The sequence below is a fragment of the Nonomuraea sp. NPDC051298 genome (assembly GCF_055586305.1).
This window is the reverse complement of record NZ_JBVJIM010000055.1, coordinates 1-15,653: the sequence shown is the minus strand read 5'-3', so window position 1 is coordinate 15,653 and position 15,653 is coordinate 1. Positions and strand designations below refer to the sequence as shown.

General features: G+C 68.3%; 18 protein-coding genes and 1 pseudogene. 8 read left to right on the top strand and 11 right to left on the bottom strand.

What is annotated here, in order from left to right; all coding sequences use genetic code 11:
* Positions 1–151: 151 nt before the first annotated feature.
* The 4 genes from ACZ6S0_RS52680 to ACZ6S0_RS52665 form a co-directional block, all read right to left on the bottom strand.
* Positions 152–307, bottom strand: coding sequence for a hypothetical protein (locus ACZ6S0_RS52680; RefSeq protein WP_465928675.1), 156 nt, complete (start codon positions 305–307; stop codon positions 152–154).
* Between the two features lie 176 nt (positions 308–483).
* Entirely contained in the window at positions 484–1,050 is a 567-nt protein-coding gene (locus tag ACZ6S0_RS52675) for a hypothetical protein (protein WP_465928673.1), read from the bottom strand.
* Between the two features lie 289 nt (positions 1,051–1,339).
* Complete coding sequence (locus ACZ6S0_RS52670) at positions 1,340–2,080, bottom strand: class I SAM-dependent methyltransferase (protein WP_465928671.1); 741 nt, start codon at positions 2,078–2,080, stop codon at positions 1,340–1,342.
* Between the two features lie 544 nt (positions 2,081–2,624).
* Positions 2,625–3,173, bottom strand: a complete 549-nt coding sequence (locus ACZ6S0_RS52665; RefSeq protein ID WP_465928669.1) for a TetR/AcrR family transcriptional regulator — start codon at positions 3,171–3,173, stop codon at positions 2,625–2,627.
* A gap of 113 nt (positions 3,174–3,286) precedes the next feature.
* Between ACZ6S0_RS52665 and ACZ6S0_RS52660 the strand changes: the two genes are divergently transcribed.
* Both ACZ6S0_RS52660 and ACZ6S0_RS52655 read left to right on the top strand, forming a co-directional pair.
* Entirely contained in the window at positions 3,287–4,267 is a 981-nt protein-coding gene (locus ACZ6S0_RS52660) for an NADP-dependent oxidoreductase (RefSeq protein WP_465928667.1), read from the top strand.
* An 11-nt stretch (positions 4,268–4,278) separates the two neighbouring features.
* A complete protein-coding gene (locus tag ACZ6S0_RS52655; protein ID WP_465928665.1) occupies positions 4,279–5,214 on the top strand; it encodes an NAD(P)-dependent alcohol dehydrogenase in 936 nt (311 codons plus the stop codon).
* Positions 5,215–5,244: 30 nt separating this feature from the next.
* Here ACZ6S0_RS52655 and ACZ6S0_RS52650 read toward each other — a convergent pair.
* Both ACZ6S0_RS52650 and ACZ6S0_RS52645 read right to left on the bottom strand, forming a co-directional pair.
* A pseudogene (locus tag ACZ6S0_RS52650) lies at positions 5,245–5,846 on the bottom strand (Tn3 family transposase).
* A gap of 123 nt (positions 5,847–5,969) precedes the next feature.
* Positions 5,970–6,380: a Tn3 family transposase gene (locus tag ACZ6S0_RS52645; protein WP_465928663.1), complete on the bottom strand. Its 411-nt coding sequence runs from the start codon at positions 6,378–6,380 to the stop codon at positions 5,970–5,972.
* 81 nt (positions 6,381–6,461) lie between these two features.
* Between ACZ6S0_RS52645 and ACZ6S0_RS52640 the strand changes: the two genes are divergently transcribed.
* Both ACZ6S0_RS52640 and ACZ6S0_RS52635 read left to right on the top strand, forming a co-directional pair.
* On the top strand, positions 6,462–6,788 hold the full coding sequence (locus ACZ6S0_RS52640) for a TetR-like C-terminal domain-containing protein (RefSeq protein WP_465928661.1): 327 nt from the start codon (positions 6,462–6,464) through the stop codon (positions 6,786–6,788).
* 169 nt (positions 6,789–6,957) lie between these two features.
* A complete protein-coding gene (locus ACZ6S0_RS52635; RefSeq protein ID WP_465928659.1) occupies positions 6,958–7,341 on the top strand; it encodes a recombinase family protein in 384 nt (127 codons plus the stop codon).
* Here ACZ6S0_RS52635 and ACZ6S0_RS52630 read toward each other — a convergent pair.
* Positions 7,319–7,963, bottom strand: coding sequence for a TetR/AcrR family transcriptional regulator (locus ACZ6S0_RS52630; protein ID WP_465928658.1), 645 nt, complete (start codon positions 7,961–7,963; stop codon positions 7,319–7,321). The genes ACZ6S0_RS52635 and ACZ6S0_RS52630 overlap by 23 nt on opposite strands.
* Positions 7,964–8,053: 90 nt before the next feature.
* On the opposite strand from ACZ6S0_RS52630, the gene ACZ6S0_RS52625 reads away from it, so the two are divergent.
* Both ACZ6S0_RS52625 and ACZ6S0_RS52620 read left to right on the top strand, forming a co-directional pair.
* Positions 8,054–9,019 (top strand): ketopantoate reductase family protein, encoded by a 966-nt coding sequence (locus tag ACZ6S0_RS52625; RefSeq protein WP_465928657.1) that lies wholly within the window; start codon positions 8,054–8,056, stop codon positions 9,017–9,019.
* A gap of 151 nt (positions 9,020–9,170) precedes the next feature.
* Entirely contained in the window at positions 9,171–9,335 is a 165-nt protein-coding gene (locus ACZ6S0_RS52620; RefSeq protein ID WP_465928656.1) for a hypothetical protein, read from the top strand.
* 45 nt (positions 9,336–9,380) lie between these two features.
* On the opposite strand, the gene ACZ6S0_RS52615 is transcribed toward ACZ6S0_RS52620, so the two are convergent.
* The 4 genes from ACZ6S0_RS52615 to ACZ6S0_RS52600 all read right to left on the bottom strand — a co-directional run bounded on the left by ACZ6S0_RS52615 (position 9,381) and on the right by ACZ6S0_RS52600 (position 14,453).
* A complete protein-coding gene (locus ACZ6S0_RS52615) occupies positions 9,381–10,106 on the bottom strand; it encodes a dienelactone hydrolase family protein (protein ID WP_465928654.1) in 726 nt (241 codons plus the stop codon).
* Between the two features lie 643 nt (positions 10,107–10,749).
* Positions 10,750–12,471: a DUF1963 domain-containing protein gene (locus tag ACZ6S0_RS52610; protein WP_465928652.1), complete on the bottom strand. Its 1,722-nt coding sequence runs from the start codon at positions 12,469–12,471 to the stop codon at positions 10,750–10,752.
* Positions 12,472–12,762: 291 nt separating this feature from the next.
* Positions 12,763–14,028 (bottom strand): hypothetical protein, encoded by a 1,266-nt coding sequence (locus tag ACZ6S0_RS52605; protein WP_465928650.1) that lies wholly within the window; start codon positions 14,026–14,028, stop codon positions 12,763–12,765.
* 131 nt (positions 14,029–14,159) lie between these two features.
* Positions 14,160–14,453, bottom strand: a complete 294-nt coding sequence (locus tag ACZ6S0_RS52600) for a hypothetical protein (protein ID WP_465928648.1) — start codon at positions 14,451–14,453, stop codon at positions 14,160–14,162.
* A gap of 96 nt (positions 14,454–14,549) precedes the next feature.
* Here ACZ6S0_RS52600 and ACZ6S0_RS52595 point away from each other — a divergent pair, with 96 nt between their 5' ends.
* Together ACZ6S0_RS52595 and ACZ6S0_RS52590 are read left to right on the top strand one after the other, a co-directional pair.
* A complete protein-coding gene (locus ACZ6S0_RS52595) occupies positions 14,550–14,708 on the top strand; it encodes a hypothetical protein (RefSeq protein ID WP_465928646.1) in 159 nt (52 codons plus the stop codon).
* A gap of 322 nt (positions 14,709–15,030) precedes the next feature.
* The gene (locus ACZ6S0_RS52590; RefSeq protein WP_465928644.1) at positions 15,031–15,591 is read left to right on the top strand and encodes a hypothetical protein; all 561 of its coding nucleotides are present in this window, start codon (positions 15,031–15,033) and stop codon (positions 15,589–15,591) included.
* The last annotated feature ends 62 nt before the right edge of the window (positions 15,592–15,653 follow it).

The following is a 15,653-nucleotide window of genomic DNA, read 5'->3' as shown; positions in this document are numbered from 1 at the left end:
GCAGATGTACGGGCGAGCCGGCTTCGCACTCCTCCGCCATCGCATCCTGCTCGGCTAACCGCGGTCCGTCACCACCGAAAGTGGGCCAGAGCCGAAGACCGTACAGTCCCCTGTACGGGCTCGCCGGCAGCTCCTTGCTTGCCTGAGATCGTCATCCCCTGCCCAGGTGCGTCGCCGTCGAGCACGTCGTCCAACCGGGGGCGCAGCCGAGGGCCAGACGGTCGCCGGTGTCGGGCAGCACGCGGATCTCCGCGTCGAGCAACTCGGCTCGGGTGAGGATGATGCGTCCGGTCTGTCCATCGAGCACGGCCTGCGGGGTGACGATGGCGTACGTGATCTGTCAACGTGTCCACTGATGTGGTGTCTCAGAGGTTGCCTCTGCTCGGGTGACGCATTCCCCGTGCTTGTCTCAGTGCCAGCGTGCTGAAGATGAGCCGCGGGCCGCCTCAGTGCGGTTGAGGCGACCCGGCAGTCGCTGAAGGTCTAGTCGGCGATCCTGGCGTATTGGTAGCGGGTCGGGCCGTTCTCGTCGCCGCTGTGCTGGCGGCCGACCATGACCTCGTACTCACCGGTCTTGGAGTAGCTGCTGCTTTCCCTCTGGTCTGGGGTCCAGCGGTAGGAGGTCAGTTCGACGGTGCGCCCCCACGCGCTCATGGAGGCGGTGGCGTAGCGGGTGGGGCCGTTCTCATCGCCGGAATGCATACGGCCGACCAGGACCTCGTTGGGCGGAGCGGCGAAGAACGAGTTGCTCTCCCGCTGGGAGTCGCTCCAGGACGGCGCGCCGACCCTGACTTGCTGCCCGTCCATGAGAATGAGGCCGCAGTAGTAGGTGGTGTTGCCGTTCTCGTCGCCGGAGTGGGCGCGGCCGAGCAGGACCTGGTTGGTCGGGCAGACGACGGGGGTGCCGGCCGATTCCTCCACCGTCTGGGTGTAGCCGTCGATGATGATGATCTCGGCGGCGTGGGCGGGGTTCACTGGTGAGAGTCCGGTGAGGGTCAGGGTGAGGATGGCGCCGGTGAGGACGGCGCGGGTCGGGCGGAGCTGTCGCATGGGATCTCCGATGCCTGACTGGTCATATCCATGACCATGTCGCAGATAGTAATGTGATCATTACATTATGTAATCGCATCGTTTGGCAATCCCACCTCCCCGCGTCCGTCTGCAAGCGCGCATGTGGGAGCGAGCCGCCCCAGGCCCCGACTCAGCGGACGTTCAGCGGTGTGACGTCGTCGTCGGCGTGTTCCAGCCGTTTGCGAAGGAGTCGGTTCTCTTCTTCCGGCTCGGCGTTGCGTAGCGTGGCAACCTGGATGTGATTGGCAATTGATCGTTTACGGGGCGTCTAGCTGGCCTCGAGAACGAAGAACAAGAAGCACAGGAACCTCGTGCGGGTGGGCTCGAACTCGCGGAACTCCTCGGGGAACAGTTCGCGGGCTTCCGGCGCAAACGGCGGTTCACTGACGACGCTGATGCGAAAGCCCGCGGCGGTGAAGGCTTCGGTCATGGCGTGCAGCGGCCGGTCCCAGAACCTCATCTGGACGGTCTGCCCGCTCATGGTCCATTCGTCGGTCCGGCTGCGGGTCTCGAAGTACTTGGGCTTTTCCCCGGCCATGTGCTGAAAGAGAGCAACGGAGAAAGGATGGTCGACCGAGACGAGTAGCCTGCCACCGGGCTTCAGCACACGTCGCAACTCGGCCAGTGTCGGTCCCCAATCTTTCAGGTAGTGCAGCACCAAGGACGCGATGACGTCGTCGAACGTCTCGTCAGAGAAGGGCAGTGGGTCGGCCAGGTCGACGACCTGCAGATCCGCATCGGCGCCCAGCCGGCGCCGGGCCTGCTCCAACATCCCGGCGCTCGCGTCGACGCCGGTCACGATGGCGCCTCGATCGCGCAGCGCGGAGAACAGCGGACCTGAGCCGCAGCCGGCGTCGAGGATGCGCCTTCCGGCCACATCCCCGGCAAGCTCCAGCATCGCGGGCCGCTCGTAGTACGCGTTGAGGAGACTGGCCCCGTTCTCGGTCGCGTATCCCTCAGCCATCTTGTCGTAGTCGTTGAATCCGGACGAGGGCGCGGCTTCGGGCATAGTAGACATAAGAGCTATTGTGCCCCCTCGGTCACAGGTGACATTGGCGTATGGCCTGACGGCCGCGATTGATCGCTTCTGTGGCGAAGCCGCCGACACCCGCAAGACCCTGAACGCAGCCGAGCAGACAGGCGGTGCTTCCCGGTGCCCGGGTACGAGGTGACCACCGATCCCGGGTACGAAGCCAGCGTCTTCGCTCGCCCCACCTCTGGCCTGGACGTGGACAAGCGCAGATCGTTGAGCGGGGTGTGCTGACCGCCCCAGATGAGGCGTGGGACATGGCGGTACGCCAGGCAGAGGTGATCGGTGCCGGCTCCCGCGAGCCGCTCTTCGGGTAACGATCGGCCCCTGTCGACCGGCGCTTCTCAGACCGCCTGCGGCCTCGTTGCGGACACCGTCCAACGAGGCCGCCCAGGTCAGAGGCTCCGCAACGATCAGCCGAACGTGAAGCAGGCCGCTGATCATCCCTCAGCTCGCCGACGGAACTGCCCATGCGGCGTCACACTTGGTGTGCTGGGAGTCGCGAAGCGGCGGAACGGCGGTTTCATGGTCCGTTGTTGCCGGCCTCGGAGATGAGTGCTGAGGCCAGCCTGGCTGTCTGGGTGGCGATCTCTCGCGCGGGGATCTGCCTGCCGGTGTCCAGCCACCAGGCGATGGCTTGGAGGAACATCCCTCCCAGGAGGGTGGGGACCAGGTCCCCGGGTGCCTTGGGCAGGTGCTGGGCGGTCATGTCGGCGAGGGTGGCCTGCATCCTGCGGGCGAACCAGGTGCTGCCGTTGCTGCCCAGCAGTGCGCCGTAGAGGCGGTGGTAATGGTCGATGTGCTCGAAGAAGCCGGTCCACCGCTCCAGTACCGGCGTGCCGGGGTGGTCGGTCATGGTGCCGAGCAGTTCGCCCATGGCCTCGTCGAAGATCTGCTCCACGAGCTGGTACTTGTCGCGGTAGTTGCGGTAGAAGGCGGCCCTGCTCACCATGGCCCGCTCGGTGATCTGCCCGACCGTGAGCCGCTCGAAGCCGTGCTCCTCGATGAGCTCGACCAGGGCCTGCCTGAGCAGCGTGCGGGTACGCCGGATCCGGACGTTCTCTCGAGACACTTCGGGCCTCCTGTCCAGGTTGAGACGGAACGCCGGTAATGAGACTGGTCGATATGGCGCAGTACGGACAGTATGCCTGCTGAGAGACAACCTGTCTCGTTGGAAGGACGCTCATGAAAGCTCTCGTCGTCCCCGGCTACGGCCCGCCCGGCTCGTTCGCCGTCGAGGACCTCCCGATCCCCGAGCCCGGTCCAGGGCAGTTGCAGGTCCGGGTGGCCGCCGCCTCGCTCAACCCCGCCGACCTGCTGATGACCGCGGGCACAGTACGCGAGATGGTCCCGCTGGACTTCCCGTTCGTCCCCGGCACCGACGTCGCCGGCACGGTGACCAAGCTCGGCCCCGGCACGCACGGGTTCGAGGTGGGCGAGGAGGTGTTCGGATTCGGCGCGCCGCCGTCGTTCGCCGTCGGCGTCGGCATCCCCGCCGTCACCTCCGGCGCGCTGGCCGAATACGCGACCTTCCAGGCCGGGCCGTACCTGGCCAAACGGCCGCCGAAGCTGAGCGCGGTCACCGCGGCCGCGCTGCCCAGCACCGGGATGACCGGGCTCGCGGTACTCGATCGCGGACGGTTCCAGCCGCGCGAGACGGTCGTGGTGATCGGCGCGCCCGGGGGCATCGGCGGCGTCGTCGTGCCGCTGCTGGCCAGGCAGTGCACCGTCATCGCCAGCGGCACAGAGCCCGACCGGGACTACGTGCGGGGCCTGGGCGCCGCCGACGTGATCGACTACCGCGAGAACGACCTGATCGAGGAGGTACGGCGGCGCCACCCCGAAGGCGTGGACGCGGTGGTGAACCTCGCGCTGACGGGCGAGGCGGTCATCGCGGCGACCCGGATGCTGCGTCCCGGCGGACGGCTGCTCAGCACCACCCCGGGCACGCCCGTCCATCCGGCGGTCACCACGGTGATGGGCACCACCGAACTGCGGCCCGGCACCATGGACACCCTGGCCGCCCACGTACTCGACGGCACCCTGCCCGAACCCGCGACCAGGACCTATGTCCTGAGTGACGCGGCGCACGCCTACCAGGACCTGGCACAAGAGCACACCCGCGGCAAGCTCGTCGTCATCGTGGACCCGGAGGCCGCCCGATGAGCATGCGCGCGGTGGAATACGACAGATACGGCGGGCCGGAGGAACTGAGCGTGCGGACCGTCACCCGTCCGCGGCCGCGTGCCGGACAGGTGCTCGTCCGTGTCCACGGCACCAGCGTCAACCCCGTCGACGTCACGATCCGCTCCGGCGGGATGAAGCTGATGGCGGGCCGCCGCTTCCCCAAGCGGACCGGCCTGGACTACGCCGGGGAGGTGACCGCTCTCGGGCCAGGGGTCACCGACGTGAGAATCGGGCAGCGCGTGTGGGGTTTCCTCGGCGACGTCTCCGGCCGCACCGGCGCCGCCGCCGAGTACGTCGCGGTCAAGACCTCCGCTCTCGGGCCCGCGCCGGCCCGGGTGGATCTCACGCCGGCCGCCGCGCTGCCCAGCGTCGGGGTGACCGCGTTGCGCGCGCTGCGTGACGTGCTCCGGCTCGCCTCCGGCGAGGAACTTCTGGTGGTCGGCGCGAGCGGCGGCGTGGGCAGCACGGCAATCCAGATCGGCCTCGCCATGGGCGCCCGCGTCACTGCCGTCGCCGGCGCGGCCAACCACGACTTCTGCCGCGACCTCGGGGCCAGCCGCACGCTCGATTACCGCGATCCGACCGCGATCGACGGATCCTTCGACGTCGTCCTCGACTGCCACGGCAGCGCCCTCGGCCGCTACCGACGCCTGCTACGCCGGGGCGGCCGGATGATGACCACCGCCAGCAGCGGCATGGGATACGCCATGCGCTCAATCGCCACGCCGGGGCCGCGAGTACGGGTGATGATGGCACGCTCGCGGCGAGCCGACCTCACCGCACTGGCCGGATACGTCGACCGAGGAGCCGTCCAGCCGATCATCGAGGAGATCTATCCGCTGGAAGACATCGGCCAGGCCCACAAGCTGACCGGGACCGGACACGCACGAGGCAAACGAGTGATCGCCGTGCTGACCAGTCCTTAACCACGGCGCCTGGGGCGCTTTCGAACTGAACTATTCCGGTTCACCCGGCTGCGCAGCACCCGCGCCATCGCCCAGCGGCAGGTGTTTGGCGACGTCAAACCGTACCCCACCGTAGGGCTGGACGTGCTGCCAGAACAGCGGGGTCAGTCCGCGGCGGTCGGCGGGCTCGAGCAGCGTGGCCCACTCCGGATTGGCGAGGACGTCCTGCAGCATCAGGTGTTCATGTACATGACCGCGGCTTGCTGGATGCGCAGGCAGAACAACGCTCATCTCCAGTTCCTCGCGCCGGTTGGTGGCGATGTCGCCGCCCTTGCAGGAGATGACGCTGTTGGCGCCGTTGGAGGACTCCACCACGTTGAGCCCTTCCTGAATCTCCCGCTGGAGTTCACACAGACGGAGGTAACGGGCGACAAAGATGGTCTTCTGCGCCCCACCTCCAGCATGGCCTGGTAGGTCGGGTGGGAGGTGGCGGTAGACCGGCGCAGGATCGCCTCGGTGGAGGCGGTGCCCTGCTTGATCGCGGTGGCGTACTTGATTATCTGGTCGTAGTTCGGCTCGATCAGATCCCAGCGGATCGGCCGGGTCATCGCCGGCGCCAGCCGCGGGTACAGGTCGCCTTCGCCGCTCTCCACCCGATGCAACTTGACCTTGTTGATGCGCTTGATATGCGGCAGCAGGTCCAAAGCCCAAGAGCCGGGTCACGCCGAACCCGATTTCCGTCTGGCCGTGGGGGTCGACATAGTTGCCCTCGACCCTCATGGTGATGCCGTGCCATGCCCTCGATCATCGCGTGCACCTCCGAGGCCGAGGCGCGCAGGGTCTGGGAGTGCAACCACCATGGGCCCCCGCTCGATGTGCCAGTAGATGAGGATTCCGCGGTCTCCGTAGCGCGAGTGCCACTCGGTGAAAATATTCTGAACGTAGGCGCGCACGTGCGTGGAGTCGGAGGCGACGGTGGTCGTCCCCTCGCCCCATAACTCCACGTCCCGGGCGGTGAAGGTGGCGATCGCGATGCCGGTCGCGATCTGCGGGGTCAGGTAGCGGCGCCGGACGTAGCGGATGTCGTCCTCGCTGTGGGCGTGGCCACCGGAGGCGACCGCTCGGATCCCGTGTTGGTGCCGTAACCGAAGATCGCCAGCGTCATAGCCGCCCGCGCAGGAGTACACGCCACCACCGTCTACCGCCGCTGGGGCTCCGTCGGAGACCTACTCGCCGACGTCGCGACCAGCCGTTTCTCCGGCGACATCGTGGTGCCGGACACCGGAAGTCTGCACGGGGACCTCGAACGCTACGCAGCCGACCTCGCCAAGGACCTCAGCGACCCGGACACCCTCGCCCTGGTGCGCGCCATCGTCGGCACGGGCGGAGAAGGCGCCGGCGTATGTCGCGGGGAACGCCAGCGACAGCTTGAAGCCATACTCGAACGGGAACAGTCCCGGGGCAGTCAGACCCCGACCCTCGAACGCGCCATAGACGCCCTGCTCGCCCCCCTCTACTACCGGGCGGTCTTCACCGACCAGACTCCTACTCCCGAATGGGCGCGCACCCTCGTGTCACACCTGCTGCCGGAGTGACAACACCCACACCGCCGCCATCACCGCCCGAGCACCAGCCCGACCATGCCACGTACTGCCGCCCACGCCACAACCATGGTCACGAACTCTGGCCAACCGCGAGTGTCCTGGGTGGGGGACCATTCCACCGTGATCATGACGCTTCACTAGAGGTGCCGACGGCAGCGAGGTGATCGTGCAGGGCCGCGTGGCGGGCGTCTTCACCGTGACCAAGTTCGACCGGTTCGCCCGCAACATGGCCGAGGCCAACGAGATCCTCACCGGCCTGTCAGGACACGGCGTCCTGTTCGGCTTGGGCGCGCCCGTCTACGACTGGAACGACCCATTCGGGCGGCTGTCCCTGCAAACCCTCGCCATGGTCGCCGAGTGCCGAATACAGCGCCGGACGCTCCACCATCCACTGCATCATCCACGGGCCAGAAACCCCCACGTAGAACGCACGATCATCGCCCCCCGAGCGATCACACCGGCGTTGGGCGTCACTCTTGGCTCAACATCATTCTCATCGCCAACGGCTGTTCCTGGGTTCCTCAACTCGATGCCGTGCCGCTGATTGCACCTCGTGCACCTTTCCTTCCGGAAGGCGTACGGATGGCCGCCTGGGCTGAGTGCGAGCTGCGCAGCCCGTCCAGCACGAGGGTGATGACACCGTCGGCCTCGGCCCGCCAACCGGGGCGGTCGTGGGCCGCGCCGATGCCGTGCAGCGCCATCATCACGGCACCGGCATCCACGTCGTCGCGAACGGCGCCGTCCCGCACGGCGGCGGCCACCAGGTCGGTGACAGCCTGCTCCAGCGCCCGGCTGCCTTCGGCGAGCGCACCCGAGCCGGTGGCCATGAGCGTGGCCAGCGTCCGGGCCAGGCCCTCGTGGGCGTCTATGTGGTCGACCATGCCGCGGAGGAAGGTCGCCAAGGCCTCCGCCGCGGGCAGCGTGGCCTGTAGCTGGCTGGCGCGGTCGCACAGCGTGGCGACTTCCCCGTGGTAGACCGCCTCGGCCAGCGCCTCCCGGGTGGGGAAGTGGCGGTACAGCGTGCCGGTGCCCACCCCGGCCAGGCGGGCGAAGTCATCGAAGCGCAGGTCGAAGAAGTCGCCGGCGTCGAAGACCTCTCGTGCCTTGGCGATCAGGACATCGCGGTTGCGTTGGGCGTCGGCCCGCAGCGGCTTGTCGGCGGTCATGCGCTACCTCGCGTTGACAAATGGAGATGACCTCCATATTTTGAAAAGTGGAGATGACCTCCAATTCGATTGTATCCCACGAGGTGCAGCTTGAAGATCCTGATGTTCGGCCGAGGCGTGATCGCCACCGTCTACGGCTGGGTCCTGCAACAGGCGGGACATGACGTCGAGTTCTACGTCCGGCCGGGCCGCGCGGCGACGTACGGAGACGCGGTGGACCTCGACCTGTTCGATACGCGGCGCCGGGTGTGGGGGCAGCGCGTCGTCGAGAAGTGGCCGGTGCGCTACCGCGAGGCGCTGGAGCCGGACCACGACTTCGACCTGATCGTGCTCAGCGTGCCGCACCACCGCCTCGCGGGCGCGACGGCCTTCCTGGCCCCGCGTGTCGGCCACGCCACGGTGCTGATCTTCGGCAACCTCTGGACCGAGCCGCTCGCCGCCATCGGCGCACTCCCCGCCGACCAGATCGCCTGGGGCTTTCCCCAGGCCGGTGGCGGTTTCGGCGCGGACGGCGTACTCCACGGGGCACTGCTGCCGTCGGTCATCTTCGGCACCCTCGGCCAGCCCCCGACCGACCGGGAACGGGCCGTGCGCCAGGCATTTCGCCAAGCCGGCCTCCGGATCAAGGAGCGGCCTGACTTCCGCGGCTGGCTGTGGGTCCATTTCGCGTCGGATGCCGGCATGTTCTCGCAGGGCCTGCGGCTGGGATCCCTGTCCCAACTGGCCGGGGCAACGGGCGACCTGCGAGAGGCGCTGCTGGCCGGCCGCGAACTGCTGCCGCTCCTCAAGGCGCGCGGCCTCGACCTGCGACGACACCGGGGCGGTGTGCTGCCGTTCCGGGCGCCCACCTGGCTGACGGCACCCGTGCTCGCCTGGCTGACCGCTCATGTCGCGCCCGCGCGCGTGAGCCTCACGGCGCACTCCGACCCCGACGCAGAGGAGCCGCGCGAGGTCTGCCGCGACACCCTCGCCGAAGCACGACGGTTGGGCATCTCGGTACCGCGACTGGAAGCGGCGGAACCGAACTTCGCCCGCGAGGGGACGCGTCGAGTCTGAATTCACCGATGTTGTCGGTCCCGGTGGTCCATCGCGGCTCCTTGGTCCGCCGCATCCCAGAGCCAAACCCGGTCGCGCAACTGCCATTCACGCACGGCTTTTCGCTGTCCAGCCTCTATCGCCTGTCCGTGACCTCGTGGAAGGAAAAGTCATGACTACCGCCGAGAAGCACGACTTCCCCATGGCCCGTACGTGCCCGTTCGCGCCGCCGCCGGCGTACGAAGAGATCCGCGAAGAAGAGCCGGTCTCGCGGGTTCGTCTGCCCGACGGCGGGTGGGCCTCGAGTGCCATCACTGGCAGAAACCTGCCGGGGTGACCGGTAAGCGCTGGTCAGCGGGTGGCCGAGCTTGGACTGACCAGATCACTCCGTCACGGGCAGGCACTCGGCGAGCAGGTCGACGACGTCGCGCCAGGCTCGCTGCGCGTGCCGTGGGTGGTAGCCGACGCCGGGGACCACGGCGTGGTCGACCGGCGGGTGGTGGAAGGCGTGCAAGGCGCCGCCGTAGACCACGAGGCGCCAGTCGACGCCCGCGGCCTGCATCTCGGCGGTGAACGCGTCCCGTTGCGCGGGCGGCATGATCGGGTCTTCCGACCCGACCCCGGCCCACACCGGGCAGCGAATGCGCGCCGCCTCGCCCGGTCGGCCCGTGGTCAGTGCGTTGACTGTCCCGATGGCGCGGAGATCGACGCCGTCGCGCCCGAGTTCCAGCCCGATGGCGCCCCCGGTGCCGTAGCCGACGGCGGCGATCCGGTCGGGGTCGGTTCGCGGTTCGGCGCGCAGCACGTCGAGCGCCGCGTGGCCGATGCCCCGCATCCGGTCGGGGTCGGCGAGCAGCGGCATGCAACGGGCCAGCATCTCCTCGGGGTCGGTGAGCAAGCGCCCGCCGTGGAGGTCGAAGGCCAGCGCCACGTATCCCAGCTCGGCGAGCGCATCGGCCCGGCGGCGCTCGACGTCGCTGAGCCCTGGGCCCTCTGGTCCGAGCAGCACTGCGGGGCGGCGCCCAGTGCCGGAGGGCAGCGCAAGGTGCCCGATCATCGTCAGGCCGTCGGCCGGGTACTCGACCGTGCGGGTTGTCACTGTCGTCATGAGACTGGACTGTAGTGATCGTCGAGCCCGGTCGGGCCGGTGTTCACCGCTGGCAGAGTTCACCGCTGGCAGAACAGCGCGGGTGTGCCTCTGAAATGCGGCGATGGCTCACAAGGTCCGCCGCAAACCCCGTTCTCGCGGCAGCGTTATCGGATCATCTGCCCTGGCCACGATGCTGGAGACTGACCCTCGCGGCAGGTTTCTGGCATGTTCCGGCCCACCCCTCACACAGCGTCACGAGAGCCATGCCCCAGACCTACGGGCATGGCACTGCTCCAGCTCGCCCGGAGTGGGCTCGGCCGCAACCCGGCCGTAGCGGGAGACCTGATCGTCGGACAGGAAATCAACTGGCATGTCCCGGAACGTAGGGACGCTGACCAGCGCAGATGGGCGGAGTCACCGAACCGGAACCAAGATCGGCCCGTTGTCGCCACCGGCCGTTCCGATCCTCCTCAGAGGCATACGAGCGGCATTGCGAGAGGTTGTGAGAACGACACCGACGGACAAATCGGACACCGCTCATGGTGCGGCGGGCTCTGTCAGCACTCCTCATTTCTGAGAATGAGGAGTGCTGCATCGGCGCACAGCTACTGCGCGGTTGGTCGCGCGGACCGAGTGGGGCGGCAATGCGCAGTCGTGACGCTTACGCGCACTGCCACAGAAACGTGACTTCCTCACGGTGCTGGGGGCACTGCACGATGAAGCCGACGCCGTTGTCGCCCCATGTGTGTGCGACGCCATGGTTGGAGTCGATCTGCAGGATCGGCTGTGTCATGCGGTGGTCGTCATGGGGGCAACGCGGGTAGTCGGGATCTTGTACCCAGTTCGGCCAGCCGCCGAGCTTGTCGCCCTGGCGGTTGAGAGTGAACACGACCTCGCGTTCTTCGGGGAGCAGCGCCGACTCGTCGGCCTCGCGACAGGGATAGTCCTTGACCGCGCGGCCCCAGCCGGTGATCGGCCGTACCGGGAGCACACGCACTCCTTCCGGTTCCTTCGCCGGGGTGACCGCGTCGGCCGGGTCGACGATCCGCACCAGATCACCGCCGGAGAACGGGCGGTAAGGGTTGCACGTGGTGCAGTGGAACAACTGCAGCAGGCCCAGGCCGAAGGCTTCGCGTGCGGCCTTCGGCGTTCGGGAAAGGTCGAGCTGGACGAAGAACGTGAGCGGCGCTCGGCAGCCCCCGCAGACTGGCCAGACCTCGGTCGAACGCAGCCACGGCAGCCCGCCGAACTGCGACGGGTCGCCGGTCGCGGCCGGACCATCGAGCTGTGGAAGCCAAGCGCTGCGGGTGCTGGCGGCAAGCTTTTGCCGGGTCGCCTTCGCGATCGCCGCGGGCGTCCGCGCCGCCGCGCCGGCGGCCCGCAACATCCGCACGATTTCGGTTCGGCCGCCCTGGCGCGCTGCAGCGAGCGCGTTCTGGCCCCACTGGTCGCGGGCCTGCAGATCGACTCCGGCGTGGAGCAGGTCACCCACGATCGAGGTACGGCCCCGGGCCGCGGCGAGCACGATCGGTGGCGCCTTGTAGAAGTTCTCCGGCGAGTCACGGTCGACACCGGCGGCGATCAGCAGCGGCACAACCTCCGGAACGTCGAAGGCGATGCACTGCCCCAGCGCGAGCACGAGCTTGTGATCCTCGATCCCGCCGTACTCAACAATCGCCCCGGCAACCGAGCCGTTCTTCTCCTGCACCGCGCTGACCAGGGCGTCACCGCGGTCCTGAGAATCTGCTGCCGGCAGCAACTCCTGCACGCGCGCCAGGAAGCCCCGGCGCACCGCCTGATCAAGGTCGAGTTCTTCAGGCCCGAGAACTTTGGCGCCCCGCTCCCGCAGGTGACGAATGATGGTCGCATCGCCGAGGTCTTCCGCGACGTCCAGTGGCCGGTGTAGTGCTGGCGTCACCACGTTGATGTCAGCGCCGGCGGCGAGCAGTTCGGTCACCGCGGCGACGACGCCGCTGCGGATCGCCGCGAGCAGCGGGATTTTGCAGCCGTCGGGATCGTCATGGTCGCCGTCCGCGCGTGCGTTCGGGTTGGCGCCGGCGGCGAGCAGGAGTTGCACGTTCTCCACGGCACCGGCCCTGGCCGCGGTCCATAGCGGGGAGCGGCTGCCGGTCGTGGCCGGCGAGGCGCCGGAGGCGAGCAGCAGGCGGACGAAGGCGTCGGAGCCGCGGCGTCGTGAGGCGTACTCAAGCCCGACGTCGAGATCCCACTGCGGCGGACGGTGAGACAACACGCAGTCCAGCAGGTCAAGGCGCTCTCCCTGCGCCGCCAACTGCAGCACCGCGCCGACCCTGTCCGGCTGTTGTTCCAGGTGAGCCGCGAGTGCGGCAACGTCACCGCGCTCGAAGAGCTCATAGACTTTCATGGGCCATAAACATACGGCTGTCGATCAGCGGAACCGACCCCCACCGCCGGCTCACCTCATTGCAGCGCGTACCCCGCCTGGTGCTCCATGGCGGAAGCGCAGTCGTCGCCGACGACCGCCCCCGCTGTTGGCAGAGGGCGCATGGCGTCGGTCACGCCACGTCTCCCTTCACCGGGACTCGCCCCCCGCCTCCATCCACGTGATCTCCGTTGCACGCGACTCCCCCGCTACCGCGGCTCCCCTGCCGCCGCCCGTCCTCGCGACTCCCCGGTCGCCACCCGTTCCCGAAGCTCAGCCGGTGCCCCGTTCCCGCAACTGCGCCACCACTGCCCGTTCCTGAAGCTCCGCCGTCACCGCTCGTTCCCGCAACTGCGCGGCCTCCGTGCGTGCGGTTTCCAGTTCGGCGCGGAGGTCGTCCAGTCGTGCGCGCTCCACCAGCAGCCTCGCCCGAGCCTGATCACGCTCCTTGCCCGCCGCCTCGGCCCGCGAACGTTCCCGGGAGGCGAGCTTGCGCTCGCGCGACAGCGCCGCCGCGCTCTCCCCCTCGATCGCCGTCACCTTTCCTGCCAGCCGTTCCGTCTCTGCCGCCGCCAGCCCGGCGTCTTTGAGCGCGATCGCCCGGTCGCGTTCGGCGTCGGCGGCGGCGCGCTCCGCTCTGACCGCCCGTTCCACGGCGCGTTCGCGCTCCTGCGCCGCCGCCTCCTCCCGCGCCTTGGACGCGACCACGTCTCTCTCGGCCTGCGCCCTCGCCTCGACCGAGGCCGCCGCCTCCTGGCGAGCGCGATCCCGCTCCTCTCGGGCCAGTTCGGTCTGCTCCCGAGCCCGTACGCCCTCGGCCCGCGCCTCCTCCTGCGCGTGCAGGACCCGCGCCTCGGCCTCCTGGCGTACCTGCAGCACCTGAGCCTGGGACTCCTCCTGTGCCGCCAGCACCCGGACCCGCGCCTCCTCCTCAGCCCTCGAGACCTGGGTCCGGGCGTCGTCCTGTGCCTGCGCGGCCTGGGAGCGCGCCTCCTCCGCCCGTCTGTCGGCCAGTTCGACCCGCTCCGCCAGCTCCTGGACGGCCTGATCACGGGCCTGCTCGGTCAGCTCGGCCTGCCGAGTGGCCTCCTCTGCCTGGTGTTCGGCCAGCTCAGCACGTCGCTTGGCCTCTTCGGCCGTCAGCAACGCCTGCCGCTCCGTGCTCGACGCCTCCCGCAGGGCGGCCAGCGCCTGCTCCCTGGCGCGTTCGGCGTCGCCCAGAGCGGTCTCGCGTTCGTGCTCGGCCTCATCGAGTCGCTGCCGCATCTCGTCCGTCTGCCTGCGGGCGTGTTCGGCGGCCTCGCGCGCCAGCCGTACCTGCTCGAACGCCTGCTCCCGCTCGGTACGCGCGATCGCGACCCGGGTGTGCGCCTCGGCTTGGATGGCACTCAGCTTGGCCTCGACACCGGCGGGACTGAGCTCCTCGGCCAGCGCCCGCGCCAGCGGCTCGATGGCCGCCGCCAGCCCGCTCTCCATCCGGTCGTACAACTGCTCGGCCCTGGCCAGCGCCCCTTCCAGCCCGGGGGTGGCCCGCCGCATCTCCCGCTCCCGCTTGGCAGCCGCCTGACAGTCCTTCTCAGGACAGTACGCCTTGGGCCGCCCCCGCCCCCGCCGTTGCTCAATCGGCGCCCCGCAGTGCTTACAGGGCGTCACCACACTGGTCTCTGCCGTCACGCCAGCAGCCTACCATTTTCTATTTTCCAGAAAATCAAAATCAGAAAATCCGATTCGTTGCGCGGCTCCAGATCCCATCCAACTTGCGAGAATGCAGAATTCCCGCAAGTTTCTACCGCAGACGGTGAGCGGGAACACATCGCAACGGCATCGACCTCATCTACCTTCAAGGAGCACAACTCACCGAACAGCCGCAGACAGGCCTGAACAGCAACGACTACCGGAACGCACGAAACACTGACTCCCCCGTCGAGCTGGCCCGCGACGCCCACTACGGGATCTTCGCCCACGACCTCCTCGGCGATCCGGGCACCTCGGGCCAGTGCTGCGAGCCCAACCGGGACAACAGCAAGGACTTCATCGTCACCCTCGGCTCGTGGCGGATCATGTGCGCGGCCGGCTTCACCCGCGACAACGGCCGGTGCGACACCACCAGCGCCCACCCCACCGACATCCAGGTGCCCACCCCCGGCACGGGCGACGCCGATGCCAAGGTCGGCACCGAGCAGGATCAGGCGGCCGTCGGCTCGTTCATCGCGTCGTAAGCACTCTGGAGCTCCGGGTCATCGAAGCGGCCAGTCCAGTACCACGATTGAAACTCGAGCAGGAAAACCGTCATGAACACATCGAGATTAGATCACTCACCCCAGTCAGACGCGACTGGTTCGCCCCCCTGAGGAGGAGTTGCACCCAGGTACGAGTGAACGTGTGCCAGGCAGCGCCGAAACGGGACAGGTTCCGCTGAGAAGCCCTGTCGATCGAAGCGGCTGCCGTATCGCTTTTCGATGCTATCGTTCTTCGATATTATCGAAAAACGATATGGATCGGAGTGGGCTACTGGCTACGCTGCACAGCACTATCGGACGAGTGGCGCGTCGACCTGCGGTTTTCGCGGTTCTCGTCCTGGTGACCGGGGTGATCATCGGCCTGGTGCGCTATTCCAGGGCCGGATTCTTCGGCCTGTCCTATCAGTACGTGGTGGCCCAGTCGCCCAACGGCTACGGCATCCCTCTCGACGAGCCTGCGTTCACGGAAATGACCCGACCGGGCGCCGTGGTCCTGGCAGGCGACCTGCGATTCATCGACAGGTCACCTGACACCGGCCAGTACATCCTGCAGGCCCTGACCACCTTCCCGAGCTTCGCCGTGACGGTCGGCGCGTTCTTCCTGCTGTGGCGGCTGCTGTGGCGAGCTCGCGACGGCGCCTACCTGCCGCAGGTCGCGGCCCAGGTGCGTAACTTGGGCTGGTGGCTGCTCGCCGGTAGCCTGCTGGCCCCGCAGGTCGAGCACTTCGCGATGATGGCGCTGCTGGACACGATGGCCGTGAACGAGTCCTACTTCGGCGTCAAAGTGACCCCCGTGATCGTGCCGCTCGTCGGGATCGGGCTGCTGGCGCTAGTGGCCCGTCACGCAACCTTGGCCGGGTAACTGGTCCAGCTTCGGATGGGTGAAGTGGCGGCGAAGCTGGTCTTCGGTTGGGCACGGGCGTT